Raw genomic sequence first — 24,184 nt, 5'->3', positions numbered from 1 at the left:
TTCCTTTATTGTAAACGGGCACAAATCCAAAGCCAAGTAACGTAAAGTTAGAGGGTTTTCTAATCCCACTCTTTTCCTCGTTGATGGTTAGTTTGAGCTTGTTCTTAAGGAACTTTTCAATCACTACGCTCGTAGCTTTCGCTTGATTATGGCTCTTGCAGTAGATACTAAAATCATCAGCGTAACGAACGAATTTATGTCCTCTTCGGGTCATTTCTTTATCCAATTGATGGAGTAAGATGTTAGACAATAGTGGGCTTAAAGGAGAACCTTGCGGAACGCCTTTTCTTCGTTTTCGTAGCTTTCCGTTGATTTTAATCGGTGCTCGAAGCCATTTGCGAATGAGTTGCATTGTGGTTTTGCATTTCACTTTTTGAAACAACAAATTCAGAAGTAAACAATGGTCAACTTCATCAAAGAAATTTTTCAAGTCAATATCCACAATGTGGTTCAGTCCTGAATGGATGTAGTCCCGTGCTTGTCCAACGGCTTGTCGGGCATTTTTGTTAGGTCTAAATCCAAAACTGCTGGGTTTGAATTCGGGTTCAAATAAAGGTGCGATGCTTTGTGAAACCGCTTGTTGCAACACTCGTTCGCTTGTTGTGGGAACTCCCAATAATCGGGTTTTTCCGTTGCCTTTGGGAATTTCTATTCCTAAAATGGGTTGAATTTGATAATTTCCTTGTTTTATTTCCATAATTAACTGGTCTTTCTTTTCTGGGAATACCTTGCGGAGTTCTTTGATAGAAACGCCATCAACACCTGCACTACCTTTATTGGCAATGACGTGTTCCAATGCTTTTTGAAAGTTGTATGGATGTACTACTTTTTCAATCATCTTAGTTTTGTTTTAACCTGTTTTCGTTAAGTAGGGCTATCTACCTAGGCAAGATTCCATTACTTATTGAAAACCTCTTTGCGTTCAGTCCTTCCTTGTTTGTGAGACCTGTGCGGTATCTATTCACACCTCGTTGCTTTCAAGTACTATGACCTCTGCTGACTTCTCTTTGTGATTAACTCGTAATCTAAGAGACCTCCCCTAGTAACCGCTTTTTCCTTCCGTCTATTCCTGGTACATCTACATGACAGTAATCTGATTTAGTAGCATGTTCAGAACACTGTTTTGGACTTCGTATTGCTGTGGATACTCATCCTTACTGCTATGCCTCTTATGTACTTTCTGTTCGTCAGTACAGACTTTTGCCGTTTGACTTCCTTCAGTGCATACCTCGCGGTAAACCACCTTGTCACGTACTAAACCTTCGAGACGTTACTCTCGCGGTTAAGGGACTCACACCCTCTGGAAAAATAACACCCCGAAAATTAGTTTTTGTAGTCAAAATTTGTATTTTTGAACTATTTGAAAAGCTTTCGGGGTGTGTCCTGCATATGCAGGGCACACACAGCGGGTTTAAGAAATTGGCGGTGCAGTGGTTAAATCAAGTTCCGTTTTTCAATCAAACTTTTGTGCAGGTTGACAGTTTTGTGCTCCGAAATCGCCAACTTCTTAAACCCGCAAACCGTTAAAATTTAAACTAAAAAGCTGTTTATGGCTACTCGCCATTTTTAGAGTATAAACAAAAAATCCCGAGCTACTAACTCGGGATTTTTGCTTTTATACTTTCAAACTATTTTTCAAATTCTTTCAATGTCCCAATGATAATAGCAATACAATCTTTCAATTGTGCTTCAGTCATTACTAATGGTGGCGCAAAACGAATAATGTTTCCGTGAGTAGGTTTAGCTAACAATCCTTTTTCTGCCAAACGCATACAAATATTCCAAGCAGTTTCACTTTCTTCTGTGTCGTTAATTACAATGGCATTTAGCAAACCTTTTCCTCTTACTAAAGTAGCAATAGTAGAAGTTTTAATATAGTTTCCGATTTCTTCTCTGAAGATATTACCTAATTTTCTAGCATTTTGAGCTAAATTTTCATCAGAAACCACATCTAAAGCCGCCATAGCCACAGCTGCCGCAACTGGATTTCCTCCAAAAGTTGAACCATGTTGACCTGGTTTAATTACATTCATTATAGCATCATTTGCCAAAACAGCCGAAACTGGATAAGCACCACCAGACAACGCTTTTCCTAAAATTAAAATATCTGGTTGGGTATAAGTCGCTTGTTTTTCACATTTGTTTTCACAAGAACAATTACCACAAACCGCTAATAACGAACCCGTTCTTGCAATTCCCGTTTGTACTTCGTCAGCGATAAATAAAACGTTATTTGCTTCACAAATGGCTTTTGCTTTCTTGATAAAATCTTCTGAAGGCGTATACACTCCAGCTTCACCTTGAATAGGTTCAACCAAAAATCCTGCAATATTTTTTGAAGAATTCACCGCTTTTTCTAAAGCATCAATATCATCATAAGGAATGCTAATAAATCCTGCTGTATAAGGTCCGAAGTTTTTTCTTGCATTTTCATCATTCGAAAAAGAAATAATTGTAGTCGTTCTTCCGTGGAAATTGCCATCACAAACGATGATTTGTGCTTCATTTTCATTAATTCCTTTCTTCTCGTAAGCCCATTTTCTGCAAATTTTTAAAGCGGTTTCCACTGCTTCAGCACCTGTATTCATTGGTAATACTTTATCAAAACCGAAATACTCCGTAACGTATTTTTCGTAAACGCCTAATTTATCGTTATAGAATGCTCTTGAAGTTAAAGTTAAGGTTTGCGCTTGTTCTACCATTGCACCAACAATTTTCGGATGACAATGTCCTTGATTAACCGCCGAATAAGCCGAAAGAAAATCGTAGTATTTTTTACCTTCTACATCCCAAACATAAACACCTTCTCCTCTATTCAAAACTACTGGTAGTGGATGGTAATTGTGTGCACCATATTTGTCTTCTAACGCAATGGCCTCTGCTGAACTCATTTTTTCTAAAACTGACATAAAATATTTTTATTGATTGTTACATCGCAATTCCTTCTTTATGGTGAGAAATCAACCAAATAGTTGTCAAAAGTACAAAAATCAAAAGCAAGTTCAAAATCAAAGAGTCTTAAGTTCAAATTCAAGTTTAAGTACAAAAATCAAATTCAAGTACAAATGTATTTCGCTTCGCTCAAATATTTGCCTACCTCGTAGGAGATTCCTCGTAAACTCGGAAAGACAAATTTGAAAAATAAGTAATGAATCAAATCTAACCTCTAATTTCTAATTTCTATCTTCTATCTTCTCAAAAAAACTACCCAAACATTTCCAACAAAGTCGAAACTGTATTCCAATTTCGGATAGTAGCAATTAGATTCAATTTCTTTTCTATATATTTTTGGTCTAATCTTGTTTTTCCTGCACCAACGGCATATTTGATGAAAATTTTATTGGAATCTATAACCGCTTCATCAGGTTTAAACTGACTAATTTTCAAATCATTGATGGCGCTTCCTTGCAATTCTTTGGAAAGAAAAGCAACGTATAATTTCTTGGTATCGCAATCTTTTTCTTTAGTATAAGGATTCTTCTGAAAACAAGCTTCCAAATCTTCTTTACCAATAACAACAACAGGAACTTCTAATCCTAAAGCCTTAAAAATTTCTTGCTTAATTGTAAATCCAACACTTGCACCATTAGTCTCTTCTGAATCTACAAAAACATTTCCAGATTGAATATACGTTCGTACATTCTGAAATCCTGCATTCTCTAAAACGGTTTTTAAAACGTCCATCTTGATCATGTTGTGTCCGGAAACGTTGATGCCTCTCAAAAGTGCTAAATGTGTTTTCATAAATTCCTTTTAGTGGTTACAAAGTTACTTTTTATTCCAACGGATTAGGCTTAAATTACGAAAAAACTTATATTTGTTGAAAAAGTATCCATGTCTGATTCTAGGAATTATTCGCTCAAACAACTTTCTCGAATACAACTTCGTGTGGCACGACAAAGTAGAACTATTCTATTTTTAGCTTCGGCAATAACTGCTATTCTGTTAACTTTTTTTCTAAGAGATAGTAATTTTACGAACACGCAAGATTATGTTTTATTTCTCTTGTTTTTTGCGGTTGGACTTTGGATTACAGAAGCAATTCCGCCTTTTGCTGTTGGGATTCTTATTGTTGGCTTTTTAGTTTTTACCGTTGGAAATGAAAACACAATGGACGCCAAACGCTACGTTCAAACATGGTCAGATGGTGTGATTTGGCTCTTTCTAGGCGGATTTTTCTTAGCAGAAGGCATGAAGAAAACCAAAATGGATTTTCAATTACTACAATTGGCAGCGCCAAAATTTGGAAATCAAGCACAAAATATTGTTTTAGGTTTAATGATGATTACGGCAGTTTTATCTATGTTGATGAGTAATACGGCCACAACTGCTATGATGATTGCTACTGTAACTCCTTTACTAGTATCTATTGGTAAAGAAAGTCCTATTAGTAAAGTTTTACTTTTGGGAATTCCGTCTGCTGCTGCTATTGGTGGCATGGGAACTATTATTGGTTCGGCTCCCAATGCCATTGCGGTTGGTGCTTTAGAAACCATCAATATTAAAATAAGTTTCTTCGAATGGATGATTATTGGAGTTCCAGTTGCCTTACTCCTAACCTATTTGTTTTGGAAAATACTAATAAAAAAATACAAAATCAAAGGCGAAATTTTATCCTTAGACTTTCTAAATACAACGGAAGAAGTTTCCGAATTTGCCACAGAAGAACGCATAAAAAAACGTATTGTTACCTTAGTTTTAGCAACAACTTTATTGCTTTGGCTTACTTCCCAATGGACAAAAATTCCTGTTGCAGCAGTTTCAGGAATTCCAATTGTAGCTTTAACAATGCTTGGAATTATTGATGCTGATGATGTTAGAGCCTTACCTTGGGATACTTTAATGCTAGTTGCCGGTGGTTTAGCATTAGGTTTAGCCATTCAAGAACAAGGAATAGCAGAATATTTTGTTTCAAAAATCAGTAATTTTGAAGTGAATGCTTATTTATTGTTGCTCATTTTTGCAATGGCAAGCACCTTGTTTTCTAATTTTATGAGCAATACAGCTGCCACAACTATTTTAATTCCAATAGCCATTTCACTTTTAGCTTTAACTCCCGAATTTGAACCAGAAGTATTCCCAATTGTTATTGGTTTGTGTGCCTCATGCGCTTTATTGCTTCCTGTTTCTACACCACCAAACGCTATAGCATTTAGCACAGGAATGTTAAAACAAGCTGATTTCAGATTAGGCGGAATTTTTATTGGATTGGTTGGGCCAATTGTTATTATCCTTTGGACATTACTGCTGTTGTTTTTGTTTTAAAACAGGATTTTTATCTTACTTTTGCAAAGTAAAAAGCTATTTTTACAGCAAGAATTTTATTAAATGGGAAAAAAGAGAACAGAAAAAATCGTATTCGAAAACGTAAAAGTCCTTGATGCAGGTGCAAAAGGCGTGTCGGTTGCAAAAGCACCAGACGGAAAAGTAATTTTCTTACCAAATGTAGTGCCAGGCGATGTGGTGGATGTACAAACCATGAAAAAAAGAAAAGCCTACTACGAAGGAAAAGCCATAAAAATTCATGAATTTTCTGAACATAGAACCGATGTCGTTTGCGAACATTTCGGCGCTTGTGGTGGTTGCAAATGGCAAAATATGCAATACAGCCAACAATTGTTCTACAAAAATCAGGAAGTTTATAACAACTTAAAACGCATTGGAAAAATTGAGTTACCTGAATTTGAGCCTATTTTGGGTTCAGAAAAGCAATTTTTCTACAGAAATAAAATGGAATTCGGTTTCTCAAATGCACGTTGGATGACCGATGCCGAAATTCAATCGGGAACAGAATTTGATAATAAAAATGCACTTGGTTTTCATATTCCAAGAATGTGGGACAAGATTTTAGACATCGAAAAATGTCATTTACAGCAAGATCCCTCTAACGAAATTCGTAACGAAATCAAACGTTTTGCTAACGAAAACGGACTAACATTCTTCAACGCTAGAAATCATGAAGGTTTGTTGCGAACGTTAATGATTCGTACCGCTTCAACGGGTGAAATTATGGTTTTGGTACAATTTTTCGAAAATGACAAAGCCAATCGTGAATTACTATTGAACTTCATTTCAGAACGTTTCCCTGAAATTACGTCACTTTTATATGTAATCAACAACAAAGCGAATGATACGCTGTACGACCAAGACATCAAATTGTTTAAAGGTCGCGCTTATATTTTGGAAGAAATGGAAGGTTTGCATTTTAGTATCAATGCGAAATCTTTCTACCAAACTAATTCGGATCAAGCGTACGAATTATACAAAATCACTAGAGATTTCGCTGGATTAACTGGCGAAGAATTGGTTTATGATTTATATACTGGAACAGGAACAATTGCCCAATTCGTTTCGAAAAAAGCGAAAAAAGTAATTGGTGTAGAAGCCGTTCCCGATGCGATTTTAGATGCAAAAGCCAATGCCGAACGCAATAATATTACCAATTGTGAGTTTTTTGTTGGTGACATGAAAAATGTATTTAACGATGAATTCATAGCCACGCACGGTCATCCTGATGTAATCATCACCGATCCACCAAGAGATGGCATGCACAAAGATGTAGTAGCACAAATTTTGAAAATTGCACCAGAAAAAGTAGTTTATGTGAGCTGTAATTCAGCAACACAAGCTAGAGATTTAGCTTTAATGGACGAAATGTATCAAGTAACGAGAGTGCGACCAGTAGATATGTTTCCACAAACGCATCATGTGGAAAACGTGGTTTTATTGGAAAAAAGATAATACTTGTCACATTGAGCCTGTCGAAATGTTACGGAATGACTTCGACAAGCTCAGTTTGACAAAAAAAGATAAATTATGAAGAAAATAGCTTTTATAACACTATCCTTACTTTTAGCAGTTTCCTTTTGGAATTGTGAAAAAGATGATATTTGCGCCGAAGGAACTCCAGTTACGCCAAGAGTTATCATTGAGTTTTTTGACGCTGCTGATCCCGAAACTCCAAAAAACGTGACCAATTTTAGAGTAAACGAACTGGGAACAACTAATGCTGTTGTTTTTAATCCCAATCTTGACGAAACTAATTTGAATAGATTTCTTTCAAATGATAACAAGATTAGAATACCTTTAAAAACATTTCAAGATTTATCTGATTTTGAGTTTATTCTTAATGCTGGCAGCACAGCAGAAACCACTGTTTCTTTAGTTTTTAACTACGAAAGAAGTAACGTTTTTATATCAAGAGCTTGTGGCTATAAAACTATTTTTAATTTAACGAATGTTTTACCAACCGATTTTACAGGAACTTGGATTTCTAGTTTAACTATCGAACAACCTAATATCATAAATGAAAATGAAACACATATTAAAATTTACTTTTAGTCTTGTTGTTTTGTTTTCAATAGTTGGAAACGCACAAGATATAATTCAAAAATTTCCACAGCGCTATGGATTGCGTGTTGGTGTGGATTTACATCGTTTGTCTAAATCTTTTTACGATAAAGATTACAGAGGTTTAGAAATTGTGGGAGATTACCGCTTAACCAAAAAATTCTACATCGCTGGAGAGTTAGGAAACGAAGAAAAAACGGTTGACGATGACCGTTTGAACTTCACTACGCAAGGTTCGTATTTTAAAGTTGGTTTTGATTACAATGCCTTTGAAAACTGGCTCGACATGGAAAACATGATTTATGCTGGTATGCGCGTTGGATTCAGTTCATTTGACCACCAAGTAAATAGTTATAAAATCTACGAAAACAACGGCAATTATTATGGACAAACCATTGTTGCTCCAGGAGAAAAATTCAGTGGACAAACGGCGAGTTGGGTAGAAATTGTGGGCGGCGTTAAAGCCGAATTATTCAACAATTTATACATGGGATTTTCCGTGCGATTGAATTATTTGATTTCCAATAAAGAACCTGAAGGTTTTGCCAACTTATACATTCCAGGTTTCAACCGAACGTATGATGGTAAATTTGGAGCTGGATTCAATTATACGTTGAGTTATTTTATACCGATTTATAAGAAAAAATAATATAATGAGATTTGCTATTCAAAAAGGAATTAATTTACTTTCAATTCTTGTTGCTATTATTATTTTGACAGATTTCCTTTACACAGGAGAAATGTTTATTGAAGAAGTAAATCATATTAAAAAAGAACACCAACGCTATTATAATGCTGCTAAAAATTCTCATCTCTCATATCGTGTGAATACTGATAAACACAGTTTCAATGTCACAGAAGATTTTGCAAAAAAAATTGAAATAGGAGAAAAAATTAATTACACAGTCTCGAAAATTTTTGCTGAAATAAACAGTTACAGCAAAATAGAATCTAACAAAAAAGAGGTGTATTCATTGAGACTTTTTTCTGGTTTAATATTACCAATATTGGTTATTATCATTATGGTACTTTCTTTTTACAGCAAGATAAAAATTTCATCTTTAGTTTTGATTTTCCAAATACTTTTAATTGGTAACTTAATATTTTTAATATCATAAAAATCTGAAAAAAAATTCATTTTTTTATTACTTTTATAATTATCCTTCCATTTTTTTTGAATAAAATTATTATTGAATTCTTTTACAAACCAAAAAACTAAACAAACTATGAATCCTATTTTAAGAAATATTTTAGCTGTAATCGCTGGAATTGTAATTGGCAGTGTGGTTAATATGAGTTTGATTACCGTTAGTGGTTCCGTAATTCCACCTCCAGAAGGCGCAGATGTTACCACAACCGAAGGTTTAAAAGCTGCCATGCCTTTATTTGAAACCAAACATTTTATTTTTCCGTTTTTAGCGCATGCTTTGGGAACATTGGTTGGTGCTTTTATTGCAAGTTTAATTGCTGCAACGCATAAAATGAAATTTGCTTTTGCTATTGGTTTCTTTTTTCTTTTGGGCGGAATTGCTAGTGTTTTTATGTTGCCGTCACCAACATGGTTTACCGCTTTAGATTTAGGTGTTGGGTATCTTCCAATGGCTTATTTTGGTGGAAAATTAGCGAATAGAAAGAAATAATATTTTTCATTTCCCTACTCAAAATTCTTCTGAATAATTTGCTCTTTTTCTTTAGCCAAATAATCCAAAAACGCTGCTGCAACCGGACTATGATTTTTGCCTTTTAACCAGATCAAACTCCATGTGGTTTCGATTGGTAAACCTTTCGTTGGAATAATTTGTAATTCATTGGATAAAATTTCTTTTCTAATTCCAATGATTGGCATTATCGAACAACCCAAACCAGCCAGAATAGCCTGCTTAACTGCTTCGTTTGAAGTCAACTCCATTTTTTTAGGAACAATAATGGCATTTTGATTAATAAAACGCTCCATGGCTTGTCGTGTTCCTGAGCCTTTTTCTCTGAAAATCAAGGGCAATTGCTTAAAAATTTCTTCAGTGGAAGTTTTCTTATTGAAACTAACTTCATTATTTCCAACCAAAAACAAACGATTCGGCATCAAATCAATTTGCTCAATTTTTAAATGTTCAGGCAAAATGGAAACCAATGCAAAATCCACTTCGTTTAGCTCTAAACTTTCAAGAACTTTGTTTTTATTGGTTACATCCATTTCCAATTCAATGCCATCATGCGTTTTCATAAAACCCGACAAAAAATAAGGCAAAACATATTTTCCTGTTGAAACCACCGAAATCTTTAGTTTTCCATACAATTGTCCTTTATATGCCAATGATTTATGGTTGATAGCACTTACCTGATTCAAAATAGCTTCTGCTGCATGAGCCACTTCCTTACCAAATTCAGTAACATAAATCTTTCTACCAACTACTTCTGTTAATGGAATTTCAAATTGATCTTGAAAATTTTTTAACTGAATAGAAACTGCTGGCTGTGTCAAATGCAATTCCTCAGAAGCTTTGGTTACACTCTTGGTTTGCACCACTTTAAGGAAGATTCTAAGTTGATTCAAAGTATAGTTCATAAATTTATTTTATAAATATCATTGCAAAGATAAATAAAAATATATGAAAAATTATATACAATTTTGTTCCGTAAAATAAAAACAATACTACAAATGAACAAAGTAGTTTTACTCATAATTACCTTAGTAGATTTACTAATGATTGGAATTGTTTACCTAACCGAAGGAACAATTGAAAAAGAACTCTTAATTGGACTATTCATTTTCTTCTCACTATTTATACTACGAATTCTATCTAATCAAATCTTTATTTCTAATGGAAACAACAAAAAAAATTAGTTTAATCGAAGGCAATTACTCGCCAAGTGAAGCCAAAGAAATGCTTTTGGACTTGTACCACAAAAACATCAATTTCAATAAAGTAAAAAATTTTAGTTCACAAATTCGCTTTGGTGAAGACGATAAAACGGCTGTGGAAAATATTGAAAACCTAACCAAAGCTGTGAATTATTTAAATCAATTACTAAAAGACGCTCAAGCAGAAAATAAAAATTTAGTCATTAAATCAGTGATTGAAATCGCATACGAAAATGAATTACAAACTGTTCGCTAATCGGAAAATTCTTATTGTAAGCAAACACAAAAAAGAGCAAGTAATAGCGCCATTATTGGAAATATTTGGACTTGAATCGGTTCTTTCTACCCAATTTGACACCGATTTACTAGGAACGTTTAGTGGAGAAATTAGTCGAAAAGACGACGCAGTAACCACTTTAAGAAAAAAATGCCAATTAGCAATGGAAGTAGAAGGTTTTGATTTAGCTATAGCCAGCGAAGGTTCCTTTGGAAATCATCCATCGGTCTTTTTTGCAGCTGCTGATGACGAACTGGTGATGCTTCTCGATAAGAAAAACAACTTGGAAATCATTGGTAGAGAATTGAGTTTGGAAACCAATTTTGACGAAGCCATCATAACAACAGAAGCTGAATTGGAAGCGTTTGTAAATAAAATACAATTTCCAAGTCACGCCGTTATGGTACGACCAGCAAAAAAGGATTTCAGTTACCAAAAAAAAGGCGTAACAAATTGGGAAGATTTGGAATATGAATTCCAATACATCAAAAAAGAATTTGGAAGTTGTTACATCGAAACCGATATGCGCGCTTTGCACAACCCAACACGAATGCAAGTGATTGCTAAAGCCACAGAAAATTTGGTAGAGAAAATGAAATCGTGTTGCTCCATTTGCGAAACGCCAGGATTTACAGTAACTGAAGCCGTGAAAGGTTTGCGTTGTTCGCTATGCAATTTACCCACAAAATCCACTTTGAAATATGTTTTGGAATGCCAAAAATGCCATCACCAAGAAGAACAAAAATTTCCAAACGGAATAGAAAAAGAAGACCCAATGTATTGTGATTATTGTAATCCGTAATTTATGATTAGTACCAATATTAAAGAAGCCGTTTATCATTTAAACCAAGACAAAATCATTGGTTTACCCACTGAAACCGTTTACGGATTGGCAGGAAATGCGTTTAGTGAAGAAGCGATTCAAAGCATTTTTACTACCAAAAAAAGACCGAGTTTCAATCCGTTGATTGTTCACATTAAAAGTTTGGATGATTTACCGCTAGTTGCCACCGATATTCCAGATTTGGCTTGGGAATTAGCTAAAGCATTTTGGCCGGGTTCATTAACCTTAATTTTACCGAAACAACCACATATTTCGGATACCATAACCGCTGGGAAACCTACGGTAGCCGTTCGAGTTCCAAAACATCCAATGGCTTTAGAATTACTAGCAAATCTCGATTTTCCATTGGTAGCGCCAAGTGCCAATCCGTTTGGAAGTATTAGTCCAACGAAAGCCATTCATGTGGAAAATTATTTTGGTGACCAAATTTCATTGGTTTTAGATGGCGGTTCTTGCGAAGCTGGAGTAGAATCGACTATCATTGGATTTGAAAAAGACAAAGTCCAATTGTATCGCTACGGTGCTGTTCCATTGGAAGCTATTGAAAAAATTACTGGAAAAGTAACGGTTTTCAACAAATCGGAAAGCAATCCAAAAGCACCAGGAATGTTGTTCAAACACTACGCACCAAAAACCGATTTCATTCTATCAAGGACCATCTTGGAAGATATTGAATGGTATGGCGATAAGAAAATTGGTGTACTACTTTTCAATCAACCTATTTCTGATTTTGAAGTAACTCACCAAATTGTATTGGCTGCAAACGGAGATTTTGAAACCGCTGCCACTAATTTATATGCTGCCATGCACGAACTCGACAGCTTAAATTTAGACATCATCATAGCCGAACGTTTTCCGGATTACGGATTGGGTTGCACCATCAACGACCGACTAGAACACGCCACACACAAAACAACAACACACTTAAAATTGTAATTCATGAATTTTGATCTTTTACTAGAAAATTTAACCAATCCTGCTTTATTGTATTTTATTTTAGGAATTTTAGCCGTTTATCTGAAAAGTGATTTAGAAATTCCACAAAATTCTTCCAAATTCATATCATTATATTTATTATTTGCCATTGGATTCAAAGGCGGACAAGAACTTTCGCACGAACCCATAACAGGAGAAATTATTTGGGCGATGCTTTTCGGAATCTTCATTTCTGTTGCTATTCCAGTGTATACTTTTTTCATCTTAAAACGCAGATTGCCTGTTTACGATGCTGGAGCTATTGCCGCTGCCTACGGTTCTATTAGCGCGGTGACATTTGTAACAGCAGTTTCTTATTTGGAATCGCACGACATGGTGTTGCACGGTTATATGGTTGCCATCATGGCATTGATGGAATCACCAGCAATTATTGTGGGATTGATTTTGATTTCGATTTTCAATAAAGAAAAAACTACCAAAATAAAGAAAAGCACCATTTTAAAACATTCTTTTACCAATGGTAGTGTATTGTTAATTCTAGGAAGTTTAATCATTGGTTATTTAGCTAGCGCCAAACAAGCGCAAGGCATTGAACCGTTCACCAATGATTTATTCAAAGGATTTTTAGCCATTTTCCTTTTAGACATGGGAATTACCAGCGGAAAAAAACTAAAATCGTTCTTTGCTCACGGTTGGTTTCCGTTTTTGTTTGCCATGATCATTCCGTTAGTCAATGGAAGTGTGTTCACTTGGTTGAGTTCGTATGTAACAGACGACATTTCCAACCGATTCATCTTTGGAATATTAGCGGCTAGTGCTTCGTACATTGCCGTACCAGCTGCGATGAAAATTACCGTTCCCAAAGCCAATCCAGGGTTGTTTTTACCCATGGCGTTAGCGGTAACGTTCCCCATCAACATCACTTTAGGAATGCCTATTTATTTCCTAATTGCCGAATCCCTTTGAGGTTAATGTTTTCTTTTTATAATTTTTTGGTTAGTCAAAGTCGGTTAGTTACAGCTGCCGACTTTGTTTTTTTATGGTGTTGGGATTTTTGTTATATTTGAGGAATGAGATTTTGTTATGCATAAAGACCTAAATTGGGTAGATTTGAATAATAATGTCATATATGAACATATACCTACAAACTTGTCACTATAACTTTATAAATGGAAATACTTAGCACACTTTGGAACTGGTTTTTGAATCAAGGAAACATACTTTTTCAAGGCTTGACAATTACTACAATTATAGCAACAGCTTATAAATTATCTATCACAGTAAAAAACTTTATCAAAGAAAAAAAGGAAGGTCAGGATTTATTCCCATTTTATAATCAACAAACGATTAGCGATGCAAAGAAAAATTATATCAGAACAAAGTGCCAAAATATTGATCCTGCTAATGACCTAAATTACAAAAACTCACATGCTTTTTCAACAAAAGAAGACCTTCTAAACTTCTTTCTAAAAAAGGTTTTCAAAATAAAAGACAACGAAACTAGATTCTATTTAATTCTGGGAGATTCAGGTATGGGAAAGTCAACATTTATGCTTAATTTATTCTCTCGTCATAGTTCAATTTTTCGAATTAGTTTTCACCGCCGTCCAATTAAATTATTACCATTGGGTGAAAATTATAATGTAATTAAAGATTATATTTTAAAAATTGAGAATCCGAGTAAGACAATTTTATTGTTAGATGGATTTGATGAAGTACCATTAGTTGATAATGAAACAATAAAGGAGAAGTTCGACGAAATCATCAATCTCGTTAAAGATTTTCACCTTATAATAATAACTTGTAGAACACAGTTCTTTACTTCTGAAAAAGACGAACCATTTGAACTTAAAATAAAAAAATTTAATACTGATGGAAATGGATATCACATTGTGAAAAAATTATATATTTCTCCGTTCGACAAAAGAAACATTCGGCAATACATTAATAAGACATTTCATTTTTATGAGATTTCTAAAAAGAGAAAAGCGTTTAAAATTATTAACGAAACAAACGATTTAATGGTTAGACCAATGCTTCTATCCTACATCAAAGATATCATCGAAACCGATAAAAAGAATCTAACCACAATATTTGATGTATATGAAGCACTAATTATAAATTGGCTTAAACGGGAATCTAATAAATATGAACAAGAGAAGAGAATTGATTTCAGAATGAATTTAATATTCTTTTCATATGAAGTAGCAAACTATATTTACAATAACTACGAAAGTAATGGAATATATATTCCGCTTGAAGTGGCTCAGAAAATATCCAGTGATTTTAAAATTAATTTAAATGACATCGAAATCAAAAGTCGCTCATTACTAAATAGAAATTCCTTAGGTAACTATAAGTTTTCGCACAAATCAATTTATGAATTTTTCCTTGCATATTTGGCATATCGTGATCGAAAATTAAAAGGTGATATTTACATAATGGAATATAATTTTGAAAACTATGATCAAGCAAAAAAATTTATTAGTGATATAGTTCATTCAAATCGAGTTAAGTTTGCTTTACCAAGACCCGATGAACGCGAAGAACGATATAATGTCGAACTTTATTCAGAAATTGTGAAGAAAAGAAACTTAAAAGGAACAATAGAATTAAAATGGCTAAAAGGAAACTCTTTTATAATCTTAAAAAAAACTGCTGATAATCAACTAGACGACTCTTCAAGCAACCAATAAATTACACCTATAAAATATTCAAACTTAAAACAACAACTACAACCATAAACCAAATGAAACCCACTCCAGAACACAACGAAAGAATAGCAAAAATGACGTTTGCCGCTGTATATCCGCATTATGTTAAAAAAGTGGAAAGCAAAGGCAGAACCGTTGAAGAATTACATGAAGTGATGCATTGGTTAACCGGTTTTGATACCAAAAAACTTCAAGAATTGATTGACGAAAATGCCACTTTTGAAGCCTTTTTCAAAAACGCCAACATAAACCCAAACGCAACGCTAATTACTGGTGTGATTTGTGGTTACCGCATTGAAGAAATCGAAAATCCATTAACCAAGCAAGTGCGCTATTTAGATAAACTTGTAGACGAACTAACAAAAGGCAAAAAAATGGAAAAAATTTTAAGAAAGTAAAGTTTTACCAATTTAAATTTCAACACCATTTCACCCCACTTCCTTTATCCCTTTAGTAAAAAGCCATTTCATGAAAATCTTTTCGCCATCAGCGGTTTTCATGTATTGAAATTTTGGTGATAAAAGTAAGGACACTACAAATGAAGTTCCAGCAATCCAAAATCCTTGTAAATGTGTGAAATTCATAATCAACAGGTACGAAGGGATATAAAAAGCAGAAAATCCGAAAAAGTTGTATAAAAAGGCTTTGGTTTTTTTAGCTAACATAAGGCAATAGTTTAGTTGTCAGTATGAGTTTGAAATTTAGTACGTTTGCTACCGGCATACATTTCGTATTTCACGAATCGGGCTTCTAGTTTTCCATTGAATAACTTAATTTTTCTGCTTGGTTTTAACCCAACAAACTTCAAAGCTTCCAAATTGGCAGTAATAAACCAGGCATTTGTATTCGGGTAACTTTGTTTTAAAGTATCTCCAATTTCTCTGTAAAAACGTTCCAAGTCAATATCCAAACGCTCACCATACGGCGGATTGAACACCACGTGCAACGAACCTTCGGTAGTTTTTTCGGTTTCGAAGAAATTGGCTTGTTTTATCGTAATGTATTCGTCTAAATTAGCATTTTTAATATTGTCTTTCGCTTTGGTAACAGCACTTGGCGCTTTGTCATAACCTGTAATGGTGTAATGAAATTCACGCGTTTTCTTCAATAACGATTCCAAAACCTTATCGAACAATTCACTATCCCAATCGCTCCATTTTTCAAAAGCAAATTCTTTTCGGTTAATATTGGCTGGAATATTACAAGCAATCATTGCTGCTTCTGCCAAAATAGTACCACTACCGCACATTGGATCTAAGAAATGACTGTTGCCATCCCAACCTGATAAAAGTAGCATTCCTGCTGCCAAAACTTCATTGATAGGGGCAATATTGGTAGCCGATTTATAACCTCTTCTATGCAACGATTCTCCCGAAGAATCTAGAGAAACCGTACAAACATCACGATCAATGTGAATGTGAAAACGCACATCTGGAAAATCTTTGTCAATATTCGGACGTTTGCCTGTTTTATCACGAAATTGATCCACTACAGCATCTTTAGATTTCAAAGCCACAAACTGACTATGATTAAAATGTTCCGAATGCAACGTAGTTTCAAAAACAAACGTTTGGTGTTCGTTCATGTATTCCGACCAATCAATTCGCATCATACCGTCATACAAACTTTTGTCGTTAAACGCTTTGAAAGTATGAATAGGTTTTAATATTTTAATAGCAGTTCGTAAAGCTAAATTGGCTTTGTACATAAAACCTTTATCGCCTACGAATGTAACCACTCGCGTTCCCATTTCCACATTTTGAGCGCCCAATTGTCTCAATTCTTTGGCTAATATTTCTTCAAAGCCAAAAAAAGTTTTGGCTACCATTTTAAAGTTCTCCATCGTTCTAATTCAAGTTCAATCGCAAAAATGAATTGCAATTGTAATAATTAAGTATTCTTGTGCAAAAATACATTAAATTTGCAAGTTCAAAGAATTCAATCGCTTTTAAATGTTAGAAAACCAAAAACCTATTACTCAAAACCAATCACCCAACCAAACAAACTGGTTTGCTTCTTGGTTTGACACACCTTATTATCACATTTTGTACAAAGACCGCGATTATACGGAAGCACAATTGTTTATGGACAATATAACGCAGTATTTGAACTTACCCGAAGAAGCTAAAATTTTAGATTTGGCTTGCGGTAAAGGTAGACATGCAATATATTTGAATTCGTTAGGTTATGAGGTTACAGGTGCTGATTTATCTGAAAACAGTATTAAAGAAGCAAGTCAGTTTGCCAATGAAAAACTGCATTTCAAAGTGCACGATATGCGCGAAACTTGCGATGAAAAATACGATGCTATTTTCAATTTGTTCACCAGTTTTGGTTACTTCGAAAATGACGCCGATAACTTAACGACATTAAAAGCGATTCACAACAGTTTGACAGAAACCGGATTTGCTTGTATCGATTTTATGAATGTGGATTATGTGTTGGAAAATTTGGTTCCTGAAGAAACAAAAACGGTTGATGGCATTGATTTTCACTTAAAACGCTATTTAAAAGACGGACATATTTTCAAAGAAATTGCGTTTGAAGCTGATGGACAAAATTTTCATTTCACCGAAAAAGTGCAAGCTTTACGATTGGAAGATTTTGAACAAATGATGGAAGAAGCAGGCATTTATTTATTGGATATTTTTGGCGATTACAAATTGCGAAAATTCTACAAAAACCAATCCGAACGTTTAATCATGATATTCAAATAATGCAATATATCATTACTTTTTTCGCCGTAATTGCAGGTTTTTTGATTGCTTTGTTCTTAAAACCTCAGAAAAAGAAAAACATCAAATTGCTTTTGGCATTTAGTGGTGCTTTCTTATTGTCGTTGACGGTTTTGCACTTATTACCTGAATTATTCCAAGAAGGTCATCACCACCATCACGAAGGCGAACACGAACACCGATTACCTGTTGGTTTGTTTATCATGATTGGAATTTTATTCCAAATTGTTTTAGAATTCTTTTCCAAAGGCGCCGAACACGGTCACGTTCATATTCATACCGATAAAAACGACGAATTGCATCACATTCCTTGGTTGTTGTTCGTTAGCTTGTGTTTGCATGCATTATTAGAAGGGTTTCCTATTCAAGAAAATACGAATTTAGCCTATGGAATTGCCGTGCATCACTTTCCAATTGCCATCATATTGACTTTATTTTTTGTGAATGCCAAAATGGAAAAGAAAATGATTTTCGGTTTTATGTTTGCTTTTGCTTTAATGACGCCACTAGGAACTTTTTTAGCCGAACAAATGCATTTTGCCCAACATTATTCCAAAGAAATTTCAGCAGTTGTAGTAGGGATTTTGTTTCATATTTCTTCCACCATTATTTTTGAAAGCAACGAAGGGCATAAATTTAATTTGGCAAAAATTACCATGATTGTATTGGGATTTTTATTGGCTTTTTTCATGGAAATGGGACATTCGCATTAGTGAAACCAATTTCGAACATAAAAATTTAAGCTATTAAGAATTCTTGATTTTCAACTTTCTTTTTTTCTGAAAAATTCACTTTGTGAGGAACTTTTTTTCCTTTATCTTTGGTTGAGAATTTACAACCCATGAACTTCATTAAAACCACCGAACAAGCTTCCAAATACGAACATTTAGAACAAATGTCGGTTACGGATTTGTTGGCGAATATCAACAACGAAGACAAAAGCGTTCCATTGGCAGTAGAAAAAGCGTTACCGCAAATTGAAGCGGTTGTTACAGCTGTTGTGGAAAAAATGAAATTAGGCGGTCGTTTGTTTTACATTGGCGCGGGAACATCGGGTCGATTAGGAATTGTAGATGCTTCGGAATGTCCGCCCACGTTTGGTGTTCCATTTGATTTAGTCATTGGAATTATTGCTGGTGGCGATACTGCTATAAGAAAAGCCGTAGAATTTGCCGAAGACGACACCCAACAAGCTTGGAAAGATTTACAAGAATGGAATATTAACGAAAATGACGTTGTCATTGGAATTGCCGCTTCGGGAACAACGCCATACGTAATTGGTGGTTTGGAAACTTGCAATTCAAAAGGAATCACAACCGCTTGCATCACTTGCAATACTGGAAGTCCGTTAGCTTTAACTGCAAAATACCCAATTGAAGTCGTTGTGGGACCAGAATTTGTAACAGGAAGTTCGCGAATGAAAGCGGGAACGGCTCAAAAATTAGTATTGAACATGATTTCAACAGCAACCATGATACAATTGGGTAAAGTAAAAGGCAACAAAATGGTAGATATGCAATTAAGCAACACCAAATTAATCGATCGCGGCACCAAAATGATTATGGAGGAAACTGGAATTTCCTATGAAGCAGCCGAACAACTTTTAAAAGAAAAAGGTAGCGTGAGAGCTGCCGTCAATTATTATAAAAACCAATAAACTAACCAAAACATCCAATATGAAAACATTATTTTTTACTATCAGCTTACTTTTTACAAGTTTACTTTTTTCGCAACAAATTAAAATTGAAGACAATAAATTTTATGTGAACGATTCTTTGGTTTACAAACACGATGTAAAGAAAATTTTAATGGCAAACCCAGAAGCTTTGAATATGTATAACAAAGCGAAATCAAGACAATCTTGGGGCGGAATTTTACTTGCAACAGGAATTGGTTTGTGCGTTGCTGATGCCGCTATGGGCTTAACTACTGAAAACAAAACGTATCCAACTGTTATTTCATTAGCAGGAGTTGTTGTAGCTGGAATTTCTATTCCAATTTTAAGCGGAAATCGCGATCGTGTTGCCAAAAGTATTGACTTGTACAACGAAACAGCTCCAAAAGACAAGAATAAATTGGGCTACAATTACGATATGAAAATCATCACCAATCAAAATGGAGTTGGCGTAAACATCCGATTTTAAATGGCTACCAATAGAAAAATACTTTTAAAAGGAATTCAATATTTGGCAGGCGCTTTACCTACGTTATTTATTGGTCCAATTATTATTAATAGTGCTTTTAAGAACAAAGAAAATCCTTTATATCCTTATATTTTAGGATTAGGAATTATGATTTGTGGTTTTGCTATATTCCTAATTTTCAAAGGAATAAATACCATTATTAAAAGTTTGTTTGATGGAGATAAGCAATAGCAAAGTTCAAGTTCAAGTACATGTTCAAAAATCAAATTTCAACATTTAAATAACTTTAAAAGTGAAATTTCTTAGAAGGATTGTCCCCTTGAGGGGACTTTAGGGGTGTAAAATGTTTCTATTTTAAAATTAAAATTCGCTATCAAATAAAGCAACTATGAAAATCAACTTACAACATACATTTTACATTATACTTACAACTTTGCTACTAACTTCCTGCTACAACCAAGAACGCAATTGCAAGGATTATAAAACAGGGAAATTTTCTTTCGATCTAGAAATTGATGAAAAGCTAGAAACTTCCATTTTTGAACGAAATGATTCCTTACAAATTGAAACATTTAGAGGAAAAACTGATTCTTCTTCTGTGCGTTGGGTAAACGATTGTGAATTTATTTTGCAAAACATCAAGCCTAAAAACAGAGAAGAGAAAAAAGGAATACACATTAAAATTTTGACTACAACTGCTGATTCCTATACGTTTGAATACTCATTTGTTGGGGATTTAAACAAACAAAAAGGAATAGCGAAACGCGTGCAATAAACTAATTTAATTTTTATGGAAGTATTTTTAAGCGTTGATGCTTGGGTAGCACTTCTTACCCTAACTTTTCTAGAAATTGTTCTAGGAATTGATAACATTATTTTCATTTCAATTGTTACTGGAAAACTTCCTGAAGAAAAACGCAAAAAAGCAACCCGAATTGGTTTATTCCTGGCGATGTTCATGCGAATTGCATTGCTATTTGGAATTACGTTGCTAATTGCCATGAAAGCACCATTTTTCAGTGTAGATTGGGGTTGGTTCAAAGCAAGTTTTACCGGACAAGCTATGATTTTGCTACTTGGTGGAATTTTCTTAATCTATAAAAGCACCAAAGAAATTCACGAAAAAGTAGACCATAAAGGCGATGAAGAACTTGCTTTAAAGCCTAGTGCTGCAAAAACATTTGGAAGTGTATTATTCCAAATTTTGATGATTGATATCATTTTTTCTGTAGATAGTATTTTAACTGCCGTTGGTATGACAAACGGAGTAAATGGCGCACTTACCATTATGATTACCGCGGTTGTCATTTCAGTTTTTGTTATGATGCTATTTGCGGTTCCCGTTGGTAATTTCGTTAATAAAAATCCTTCGATTCAAATTTTAGGATTGGCATTTTTAATTTTAATTGGTTTTATGTTAACTACCGAAAGTATGCACTTGTCACATGCGGTATTGGCTGGAGAAGAAATTGGTGCTGTACCAAAAGGCTATTTGTATTTTGCCATAGCATTTTCACTCGGTGTGGAATTTTTGAATATGAAAATGCGTAAGAAAAAAATAGATTAAACAAAAAACCTGACAAATTTAAATCTGTCAGGTTTCTTTTTATTCTAAACTCAAAGTAATTTGTCCGTCTTCTTCTAAATCTGTTTTGATGTCATCAGAAAGATTTTCTTCATTATTTACTTCCATTTTTTCTGGCTCAATTTCTTCAGGTTCTTCAAAAGGTAACGGATCTAATAAATTGATTTGCTTAATTTTATCTGCCGTTAATTGGTTTCCTAAAGCTTTTATTCCTTTTACTGAAATGAATTGCTCCAAATCAATTATTTGGTTTTCTTTTTGAACACCTTTCACTTTGGCATAAATTACCTCAGCAATCGGTCGCCAATCAGTTGAAACAATTTCCAATTGCGATTTATCGTGCTCTGAAATAAAAATCTCTTCCTTATTTTCATTTTCAATCAGGAAGCGTTTCACATAATAACGTTCCTTTTCTCCATCAAAATAAATAGCTGAAATTGGTTTGTTTGGTTTCCATTTTTCTAACACTATCATGTCTTCCTCAAAATGCGTAGTTAACTCGGGAATTATAGTCTTTAGTTTTCCTGATTGATTGATTACCAATAAACGATCATTAGGTTTAAATTCGCCTAGCAACTCCCCTCTTCCATCTACATTCAAACGTTGCACCGTATCATCAAACCAAATTTTTCTCGGACGTAAAGTTGAAATTCCTTTTTCTTTTAGCTCGATTTTCTTGATAGGATATTTGGTAACCGTATTTCCTTTGGAAGCTCGACCTTTAATCATGATGTCTGCAAAATCAACATCCCACTTCAGTTTTTTCACACTTCCTACTTGACGTAGTAAAATAGTAACCACTTCAGCTTCTCCATTTGGATTTGCTGAAAAATACAAGACTTGAGAACCTGGTTTTTCTTGCGTTAAATCATATTCTTTGTCTCTTGTAACTCCTGAAACATTAAAACGTTTGATAAATGTGGCACCATTTTTACCATCACGATACATCATGTTGTAAATGGTTCGTTTGTCATTTTTATCAAAAACGGCAATGTGAATAATATCTTTTCCAATGAATTTTTTATCATCTACTTTCGTGATGACCATTTTTCCATCACGTAAAAACACAATTACATCATCAATATCGGAACAATCTGCAACATATTCGTCTTTCTTTAAGCTAGTTCCAATAAATCCTTCTTCTTTATTTACATATAATTTGGTATTACGTAGAACCACTTTGGTAGCTTCAATGGTATCGAAACTTCTTAATTCGGTTTGACGTTCGCGACCTTTTCCATATTTGTCTTTTAGTTTTTGGAAGAAATCAATCGTATAATCAATGATATGATCCAAATGATATTTCACTTGTTCCATTTCAGCTTCCAATTTTGCAATGGCATCATCCGCTTTATCCGAGTCGAAACGCGTAATACGAATCATTGGAATTTGGGTTAATTTTTGCAAATCGTCATCATTAATTTCACGAACAAACGACTTTTTGAATGGTTCAAATCGGTCGTACATGTATTTGTTCAACGATTCTCTGTCGGAATACAATTTGAAGTCGATATACATTTCTTCACGAATAAAAATCTTTTCTAACGTGGAGAAATGCCATTTATTTTCTAATTCGTCCAACTGAATTTCTAATTCACGTTTCAGCAAATCAACCGTTCTGTTGGTCGAAATTTTCAACATATCAGAAACCCCAATAAACAATGGCTTGTGATTTGCAATCACACAACCTAGAGGCGCTACCGAAGTTTCACAAGCCGTGAATGCATACAACGCATCAATAGTTTTATCAGGCGAAACACCAGCTGGCAAATGAATTAAAATTTCAACCTCAGCAGCCGTGTTGTCTTCAATTTTCTTGATTTTTATTTTTCCCTTTTCGTTGGCTTTCAAAATACTATCTATCAAGGTTGACGTATTGGTTGAAAACGGAATTTGGGTAATTACTAAAGTCGATTTATCCAATTGACTAATTTTGGCACGAACTCTAACGCGTCCGCCGCGCATTCCATCGTTATAATTGGAAACATCAGCAATACCAGCGGTTGGAAAATCAGGAAATAAAGTAAAAGGTTTTCCTTTTAATATTTTGATAGACGAGTCTATTAACTCGTTAAAATTGTGTGGTAAAACTTTTGTTGATAAACCTACGGCAATACCTTCAGCACCTTGGGCTAACAACAATGGAAACTTCACTGGAAGATTAATTGGTTCGGCACGACGACCATCGTATGACATTCCCCATTCGGTGATTTTTGGCGAATACAACACATCGTGACCAAACTTTGAAATTCGGGCTTCGATGTAACGGGAAGCTGCGGCACTATCTCCTGTTAAGATATTTCCCCAGTTTCCTTGCATGTCGATAATGAGGTCTTTTTGCCCAATTTGCACCATGGCGTCACCAATACTCGCATCTCCATGAGGGTGATACTGCATGGTGTGTCCAACGATATTAGCTACTTTATTGTAACGCCCATCATCTAGCTCTTTCATGGAGTGCATAATACGACGTTGTACTGGTTTAAAACCGTCTTCAATCGCCGGAACTGCACGTTCCAAAATTACATACGAAGCGTAGTCCAAAAACCAATCTTTGTACATTCCTGTAACTTTGGTAATGGTGTCTTCTGGGTTTTCGTTGTTTTCGTAAAAATGATGTCCTGTAGAAACACGAATATCTTCAAAACCTTCCTCGTTAGTGGATTGGTCTTGGTTATCGAAATTTTCGTCTTCGTTTGGAATGATGTTATCTTCTTCGTCTTTCATATTTTTGTAGCA

27 protein-coding genes are annotated in these 24,184 nt (G+C 34.5%); 20 read left to right on the top strand and 7 right to left on the bottom strand.

All coding sequences use genetic code 11. The features are described from left to right. The 3 genes from ltrA to DPN68_RS05775 form a co-directional block, all read right to left on the bottom strand. A partial coding sequence (gene ltrA, locus DPN68_RS05790; RefSeq protein ID WP_113988696.1) for a group II intron reverse transcriptase/maturase occupies positions 1 to 838 on the bottom strand: 838 nt, incomplete at its 3' end. Between the two features lie 790 nt (positions 839 to 1,628). After that, positions 1,629 to 2,909 (bottom strand): ornithine--oxo-acid transaminase, encoded by a 1,281-nt coding sequence (rocD, locus tag DPN68_RS05780; protein WP_113988694.1) that lies wholly within the window; start codon positions 2,907 to 2,909, stop codon positions 1,629 to 1,631. A gap of 295 nt (positions 2,910 to 3,204) precedes the next feature. Beyond that, positions 3,205 to 3,744: a DUF1697 domain-containing protein gene (locus DPN68_RS05775; RefSeq protein ID WP_113988693.1), complete on the bottom strand. Its 540-nt coding sequence runs from the start codon at positions 3,742 to 3,744 to the stop codon at positions 3,205 to 3,207. Positions 3,745 to 3,834: 90 nt separating this feature from the next. Between DPN68_RS05775 and DPN68_RS05770 the strand changes: the two genes are divergently transcribed. From DPN68_RS05770 to DPN68_RS05745, 6 genes are all read left to right on the top strand, one after another. Then, the gene (locus DPN68_RS05770; RefSeq protein WP_113988692.1) at positions 3,835 to 5,265 is read left to right on the top strand and encodes an SLC13 family permease; all 1,431 of its coding nucleotides are present in this window, start codon (positions 3,835 to 3,837) and stop codon (positions 5,263 to 5,265) included. 63 nt (positions 5,266 to 5,328) lie between these two features. Next, on the top strand, positions 5,329 to 6,741 hold the full coding sequence (gene rlmD / locus DPN68_RS05765; protein WP_113988691.1) for a 23S rRNA (uracil(1939)-C(5))-methyltransferase RlmD: 1,413 nt from the start codon (positions 5,329 to 5,331) through the stop codon (positions 6,739 to 6,741). A gap of 75 nt (positions 6,742 to 6,816) precedes the next feature. After that, positions 6,817 to 7,341, top strand: a complete 525-nt coding sequence (locus DPN68_RS05760) for a DUF6452 family protein (protein ID WP_113988690.1) — start codon at positions 6,817 to 6,819, stop codon at positions 7,339 to 7,341. After that, positions 7,313 to 7,999: a DUF6048 family protein gene (locus tag DPN68_RS05755; RefSeq protein WP_113988707.1), complete on the top strand. Its 687-nt coding sequence runs from the start codon at positions 7,313 to 7,315 to the stop codon at positions 7,997 to 7,999. Before DPN68_RS05760 ends, DPN68_RS05755 begins: the two co-directional genes overlap by 29 nt. A 4-nt stretch (positions 8,000 to 8,003) precedes the next feature. Next, the gene (locus tag DPN68_RS05750; RefSeq protein WP_113988689.1) at positions 8,004 to 8,468 is read left to right on the top strand and encodes a hypothetical protein; all 465 of its coding nucleotides are present in this window, start codon (positions 8,004 to 8,006) and stop codon (positions 8,466 to 8,468) included. A gap of 108 nt (positions 8,469 to 8,576) precedes the next feature. Then, positions 8,577 to 8,990, top strand: a complete 414-nt coding sequence (locus tag DPN68_RS05745; protein ID WP_113988706.1) for a hypothetical protein — start codon at positions 8,577 to 8,579, stop codon at positions 8,988 to 8,990. Between the two features lie 14 nt (positions 8,991 to 9,004). Here the strand turns inward: DPN68_RS05745 and DPN68_RS05740 are convergent, their stop codons facing one another. Continuing rightward, the gene (locus DPN68_RS05740) at positions 9,005 to 9,913 is read right to left on the bottom strand and encodes a LysR family transcriptional regulator (protein WP_113988688.1); all 909 of its coding nucleotides are present in this window, start codon (positions 9,911 to 9,913) and stop codon (positions 9,005 to 9,007) included. A gap of 93 nt (positions 9,914 to 10,006) precedes the next feature. Here DPN68_RS05740 and DPN68_RS05735 point away from each other — a divergent pair, with 93 nt between their 5' ends. The 7 genes from DPN68_RS05735 (at position 10,007) to DPN68_RS05705 (ending at position 15,379) form a co-directional block, all read left to right on the top strand. Beyond that, positions 10,007 to 10,192, top strand: a complete 186-nt coding sequence (locus DPN68_RS05735) for a hypothetical protein (RefSeq protein WP_113988687.1) — start codon at positions 10,007 to 10,009, stop codon at positions 10,190 to 10,192. Beyond that, positions 10,170 to 10,466, top strand: a complete 297-nt coding sequence (locus DPN68_RS05730; protein ID WP_113988686.1) for a hypothetical protein — start codon at positions 10,170 to 10,172, stop codon at positions 10,464 to 10,466. Before DPN68_RS05735 ends, DPN68_RS05730 begins: the two co-directional genes overlap by 23 nt. Then, positions 10,444 to 11,289: a DUF6671 family protein gene (locus tag DPN68_RS05725; protein ID WP_113988685.1), complete on the top strand. Its 846-nt coding sequence runs from the start codon at positions 10,444 to 10,446 to the stop codon at positions 11,287 to 11,289. Before DPN68_RS05730 ends, DPN68_RS05725 begins: the two co-directional genes overlap by 23 nt. Positions 11,290 to 11,292: 3 nt before the next feature. Further along, a complete protein-coding gene (locus DPN68_RS05720) occupies positions 11,293 to 12,267 on the top strand; it encodes an L-threonylcarbamoyladenylate synthase (RefSeq protein ID WP_113988684.1) in 975 nt (324 codons plus the stop codon). Positions 12,268 to 12,270: 3 nt separating this feature from the next. Then, a complete protein-coding gene (locus DPN68_RS05715; RefSeq protein WP_113988683.1) occupies positions 12,271 to 13,233 on the top strand; it encodes a sodium-dependent bicarbonate transport family permease in 963 nt (320 codons plus the stop codon). 203 nt (positions 13,234 to 13,436) lie between these two features. Further along, the gene (locus tag DPN68_RS05710; RefSeq protein ID WP_113988682.1) at positions 13,437 to 14,963 is read left to right on the top strand and encodes an NACHT domain-containing protein; all 1,527 of its coding nucleotides are present in this window, start codon (positions 13,437 to 13,439) and stop codon (positions 14,961 to 14,963) included. Positions 14,964 to 15,016: 53 nt separating this feature from the next. Then, positions 15,017 to 15,379, top strand: a complete 363-nt coding sequence (locus DPN68_RS05705; RefSeq protein ID WP_113988681.1) for a DUF2200 domain-containing protein — start codon at positions 15,017 to 15,019, stop codon at positions 15,377 to 15,379. 30 nt (positions 15,380 to 15,409) lie between these two features. Here the strand turns inward: DPN68_RS05705 and DPN68_RS05700 are convergent, their stop codons facing one another. Together DPN68_RS05700 and DPN68_RS05695 are read right to left on the bottom strand one after the other, a co-directional pair. Next, complete coding sequence (locus tag DPN68_RS05700) at positions 15,410 to 15,646, bottom strand: hypothetical protein (RefSeq protein WP_113988680.1); 237 nt, start codon at positions 15,644 to 15,646, stop codon at positions 15,410 to 15,412. Between the two features lie 11 nt (positions 15,647 to 15,657). Beyond that, complete coding sequence (locus DPN68_RS05695; protein ID WP_113988679.1) at positions 15,658 to 16,824, bottom strand: THUMP domain-containing class I SAM-dependent RNA methyltransferase; 1,167 nt, start codon at positions 16,822 to 16,824, stop codon at positions 15,658 to 15,660. Between the two features lie 109 nt (positions 16,825 to 16,933). On the opposite strand from DPN68_RS05695, the gene DPN68_RS05690 reads away from it, so the two are divergent. The 7 genes from DPN68_RS05690 (at position 16,934) to DPN68_RS05660 (ending at position 21,427) form a co-directional block, all read left to right on the top strand. Continuing rightward, a complete protein-coding gene (locus DPN68_RS05690; RefSeq protein ID WP_113988678.1) occupies positions 16,934 to 17,698 on the top strand; it encodes an SAM-dependent methyltransferase in 765 nt (254 codons plus the stop codon). After that, positions 17,698 to 18,429 carry a ZIP family metal transporter gene (locus DPN68_RS05685; RefSeq protein WP_113988677.1) on the top strand — a complete coding sequence of 244 codons (732 nt, stop codon included), beginning with the start codon at positions 17,698 to 17,700 and terminating at the stop codon, positions 18,427 to 18,429. Before DPN68_RS05690 ends, DPN68_RS05685 begins: the two co-directional genes overlap by 1 nt. A 128-nt stretch (positions 18,430 to 18,557) precedes the next feature. After that, positions 18,558 to 19,373, top strand: a complete 816-nt coding sequence (murQ, locus tag DPN68_RS05680) for an N-acetylmuramic acid 6-phosphate etherase (protein ID WP_113988676.1) — start codon at positions 18,558 to 18,560, stop codon at positions 19,371 to 19,373. A 19-nt stretch (positions 19,374 to 19,392) separates the two neighbouring features. Beyond that, positions 19,393 to 19,860 carry a hypothetical protein gene (locus DPN68_RS05675; RefSeq protein ID WP_113988675.1) on the top strand — a complete coding sequence of 156 codons (468 nt, stop codon included), beginning with the start codon at positions 19,393 to 19,395 and terminating at the stop codon, positions 19,858 to 19,860. Then, a complete protein-coding gene (locus DPN68_RS05670) occupies positions 19,861 to 20,091 on the top strand; it encodes a DUF6095 family protein (RefSeq protein WP_113988674.1) in 231 nt (76 codons plus the stop codon). It begins immediately after the preceding gene. A gap of 157 nt (positions 20,092 to 20,248) precedes the next feature. Beyond that, complete coding sequence (locus tag DPN68_RS05665; RefSeq protein ID WP_113988673.1) at positions 20,249 to 20,635, top strand: DNA topoisomerase IV; 387 nt, start codon at positions 20,249 to 20,251, stop codon at positions 20,633 to 20,635. Positions 20,636 to 20,650: 15 nt separating this feature from the next. Next, complete coding sequence (locus tag DPN68_RS05660; RefSeq protein ID WP_113988672.1) at positions 20,651 to 21,427, top strand: TerC family protein; 777 nt, start codon at positions 20,651 to 20,653, stop codon at positions 21,425 to 21,427. A gap of 39 nt (positions 21,428 to 21,466) precedes the next feature. Here DPN68_RS05660 and DPN68_RS05655 read toward each other — a convergent pair whose 3' ends face one another. Next, positions 21,467 to 24,172 carry a DNA gyrase/topoisomerase IV subunit A gene (locus DPN68_RS05655; RefSeq protein WP_113988671.1) on the bottom strand — a complete coding sequence of 902 codons (2,706 nt, stop codon included), beginning with the start codon at positions 24,170 to 24,172 and terminating at the stop codon, positions 21,467 to 21,469. Between the last annotated feature and the right edge of the window lie 12 nt (positions 24,173 to 24,184).

The sequence above is a fragment of the Flavobacterium tibetense genome (genome assembly GCF_003293845.1).
In the GTDB taxonomy this organism is placed as follows: Bacteria; Bacteroidota; Bacteroidia; order Flavobacteriales; family Flavobacteriaceae; genus Flavobacterium; species Flavobacterium tibetense.
This window is presented reverse-complemented; position numbering and strand designations above follow the sequence as displayed.

Bases quoted from the DNA above. Each gene is read 5' to 3' on its own strand.
- rocD (WP_113988694.1), bottom strand. From the start codon at position 2,909: ATGTCAGTTTTAGAAAAAATGAGTTCAGCAGAGGCCATTGCGTTAGAA.
- DPN68_RS05775 (WP_113988693.1), bottom strand. From the start codon at position 3,744: ATGAAAACACATTTAGCACTTTTGAGAGGCATCAACGTTTCCGGACAC.
- DPN68_RS05770 (WP_113988692.1), top strand. From the start codon at position 3,835: ATGTCTGATTCTAGGAATTATTCGCTCAAACAACTTTCTCGAATACAA.
- rlmD (WP_113988691.1), top strand. From the start codon at position 5,329: ATGGGAAAAAAGAGAACAGAAAAAATCGTATTCGAAAACGTAAAAGTC.
- DPN68_RS05760 (WP_113988690.1), top strand. From the start codon at position 6,817: ATGAAGAAAATAGCTTTTATAACACTATCCTTACTTTTAGCAGTTTCC.
- DPN68_RS05755 (WP_113988707.1), top strand. From the start codon at position 7,313: ATGAAACACATATTAAAATTTACTTTTAGTCTTGTTGTTTTGTTTTCA.
- DPN68_RS05750 (WP_113988689.1), top strand. From the start codon at position 8,004: ATGAGATTTGCTATTCAAAAAGGAATTAATTTACTTTCAATTCTTGTT.
- DPN68_RS05745 (WP_113988706.1), top strand. From the start codon at position 8,577: ATGAATCCTATTTTAAGAAATATTTTAGCTGTAATCGCTGGAATTGTA.
- DPN68_RS05740 (WP_113988688.1), bottom strand. From the start codon at position 9,913: ATGAACTATACTTTGAATCAACTTAGAATCTTCCTTAAAGTGGTGCAA.
- DPN68_RS05735 (WP_113988687.1), top strand. From the start codon at position 10,007: ATGAACAAAGTAGTTTTACTCATAATTACCTTAGTAGATTTACTAATG.
- DPN68_RS05730 (WP_113988686.1), top strand. From the start codon at position 10,170: ATGGAAACAACAAAAAAAATTAGTTTAATCGAAGGCAATTACTCGCCA.
- DPN68_RS05725 (WP_113988685.1), top strand. From the start codon at position 10,444: ATGAATTACAAACTGTTCGCTAATCGGAAAATTCTTATTGTAAGCAAA.
- DPN68_RS05720 (WP_113988684.1), top strand. From the start codon at position 11,293: ATGATTAGTACCAATATTAAAGAAGCCGTTTATCATTTAAACCAAGAC.
- DPN68_RS05715 (WP_113988683.1), top strand. From the start codon at position 12,271: ATGAATTTTGATCTTTTACTAGAAAATTTAACCAATCCTGCTTTATTG.
- DPN68_RS05710 (WP_113988682.1), top strand. From the start codon at position 13,437: ATGGAAATACTTAGCACACTTTGGAACTGGTTTTTGAATCAAGGAAAC.
- DPN68_RS05705 (WP_113988681.1), top strand. From the start codon at position 15,017: ATGAAACCCACTCCAGAACACAACGAAAGAATAGCAAAAATGACGTTT.
- DPN68_RS05700 (WP_113988680.1), bottom strand. From the start codon at position 15,646: ATGTTAGCTAAAAAAACCAAAGCCTTTTTATACAACTTTTTCGGATTT.
- DPN68_RS05695 (WP_113988679.1), bottom strand. From the start codon at position 16,824: ATGGAGAACTTTAAAATGGTAGCCAAAACTTTTTTTGGCTTTGAAGAA.
- DPN68_RS05690 (WP_113988678.1), top strand. From the start codon at position 16,934: ATGTTAGAAAACCAAAAACCTATTACTCAAAACCAATCACCCAACCAA.
- DPN68_RS05685 (WP_113988677.1), top strand. From the start codon at position 17,698: ATGCAATATATCATTACTTTTTTCGCCGTAATTGCAGGTTTTTTGATT.
- murQ (WP_113988676.1), top strand. From the start codon at position 18,558: ATGAACTTCATTAAAACCACCGAACAAGCTTCCAAATACGAACATTTA.
- DPN68_RS05675 (WP_113988675.1), top strand. From the start codon at position 19,393: ATGAAAACATTATTTTTTACTATCAGCTTACTTTTTACAAGTTTACTT.
- DPN68_RS05670 (WP_113988674.1), top strand. From the start codon at position 19,861: ATGGCTACCAATAGAAAAATACTTTTAAAAGGAATTCAATATTTGGCA.
- DPN68_RS05665 (WP_113988673.1), top strand. From the start codon at position 20,249: ATGAAAATCAACTTACAACATACATTTTACATTATACTTACAACTTTG.
- DPN68_RS05660 (WP_113988672.1), top strand. From the start codon at position 20,651: ATGGAAGTATTTTTAAGCGTTGATGCTTGGGTAGCACTTCTTACCCTA.
- DPN68_RS05655 (WP_113988671.1), bottom strand. From the start codon at position 24,172: ATGAAAGACGAAGAAGATAACATCATTCCAAACGAAGACGAAAATTTC.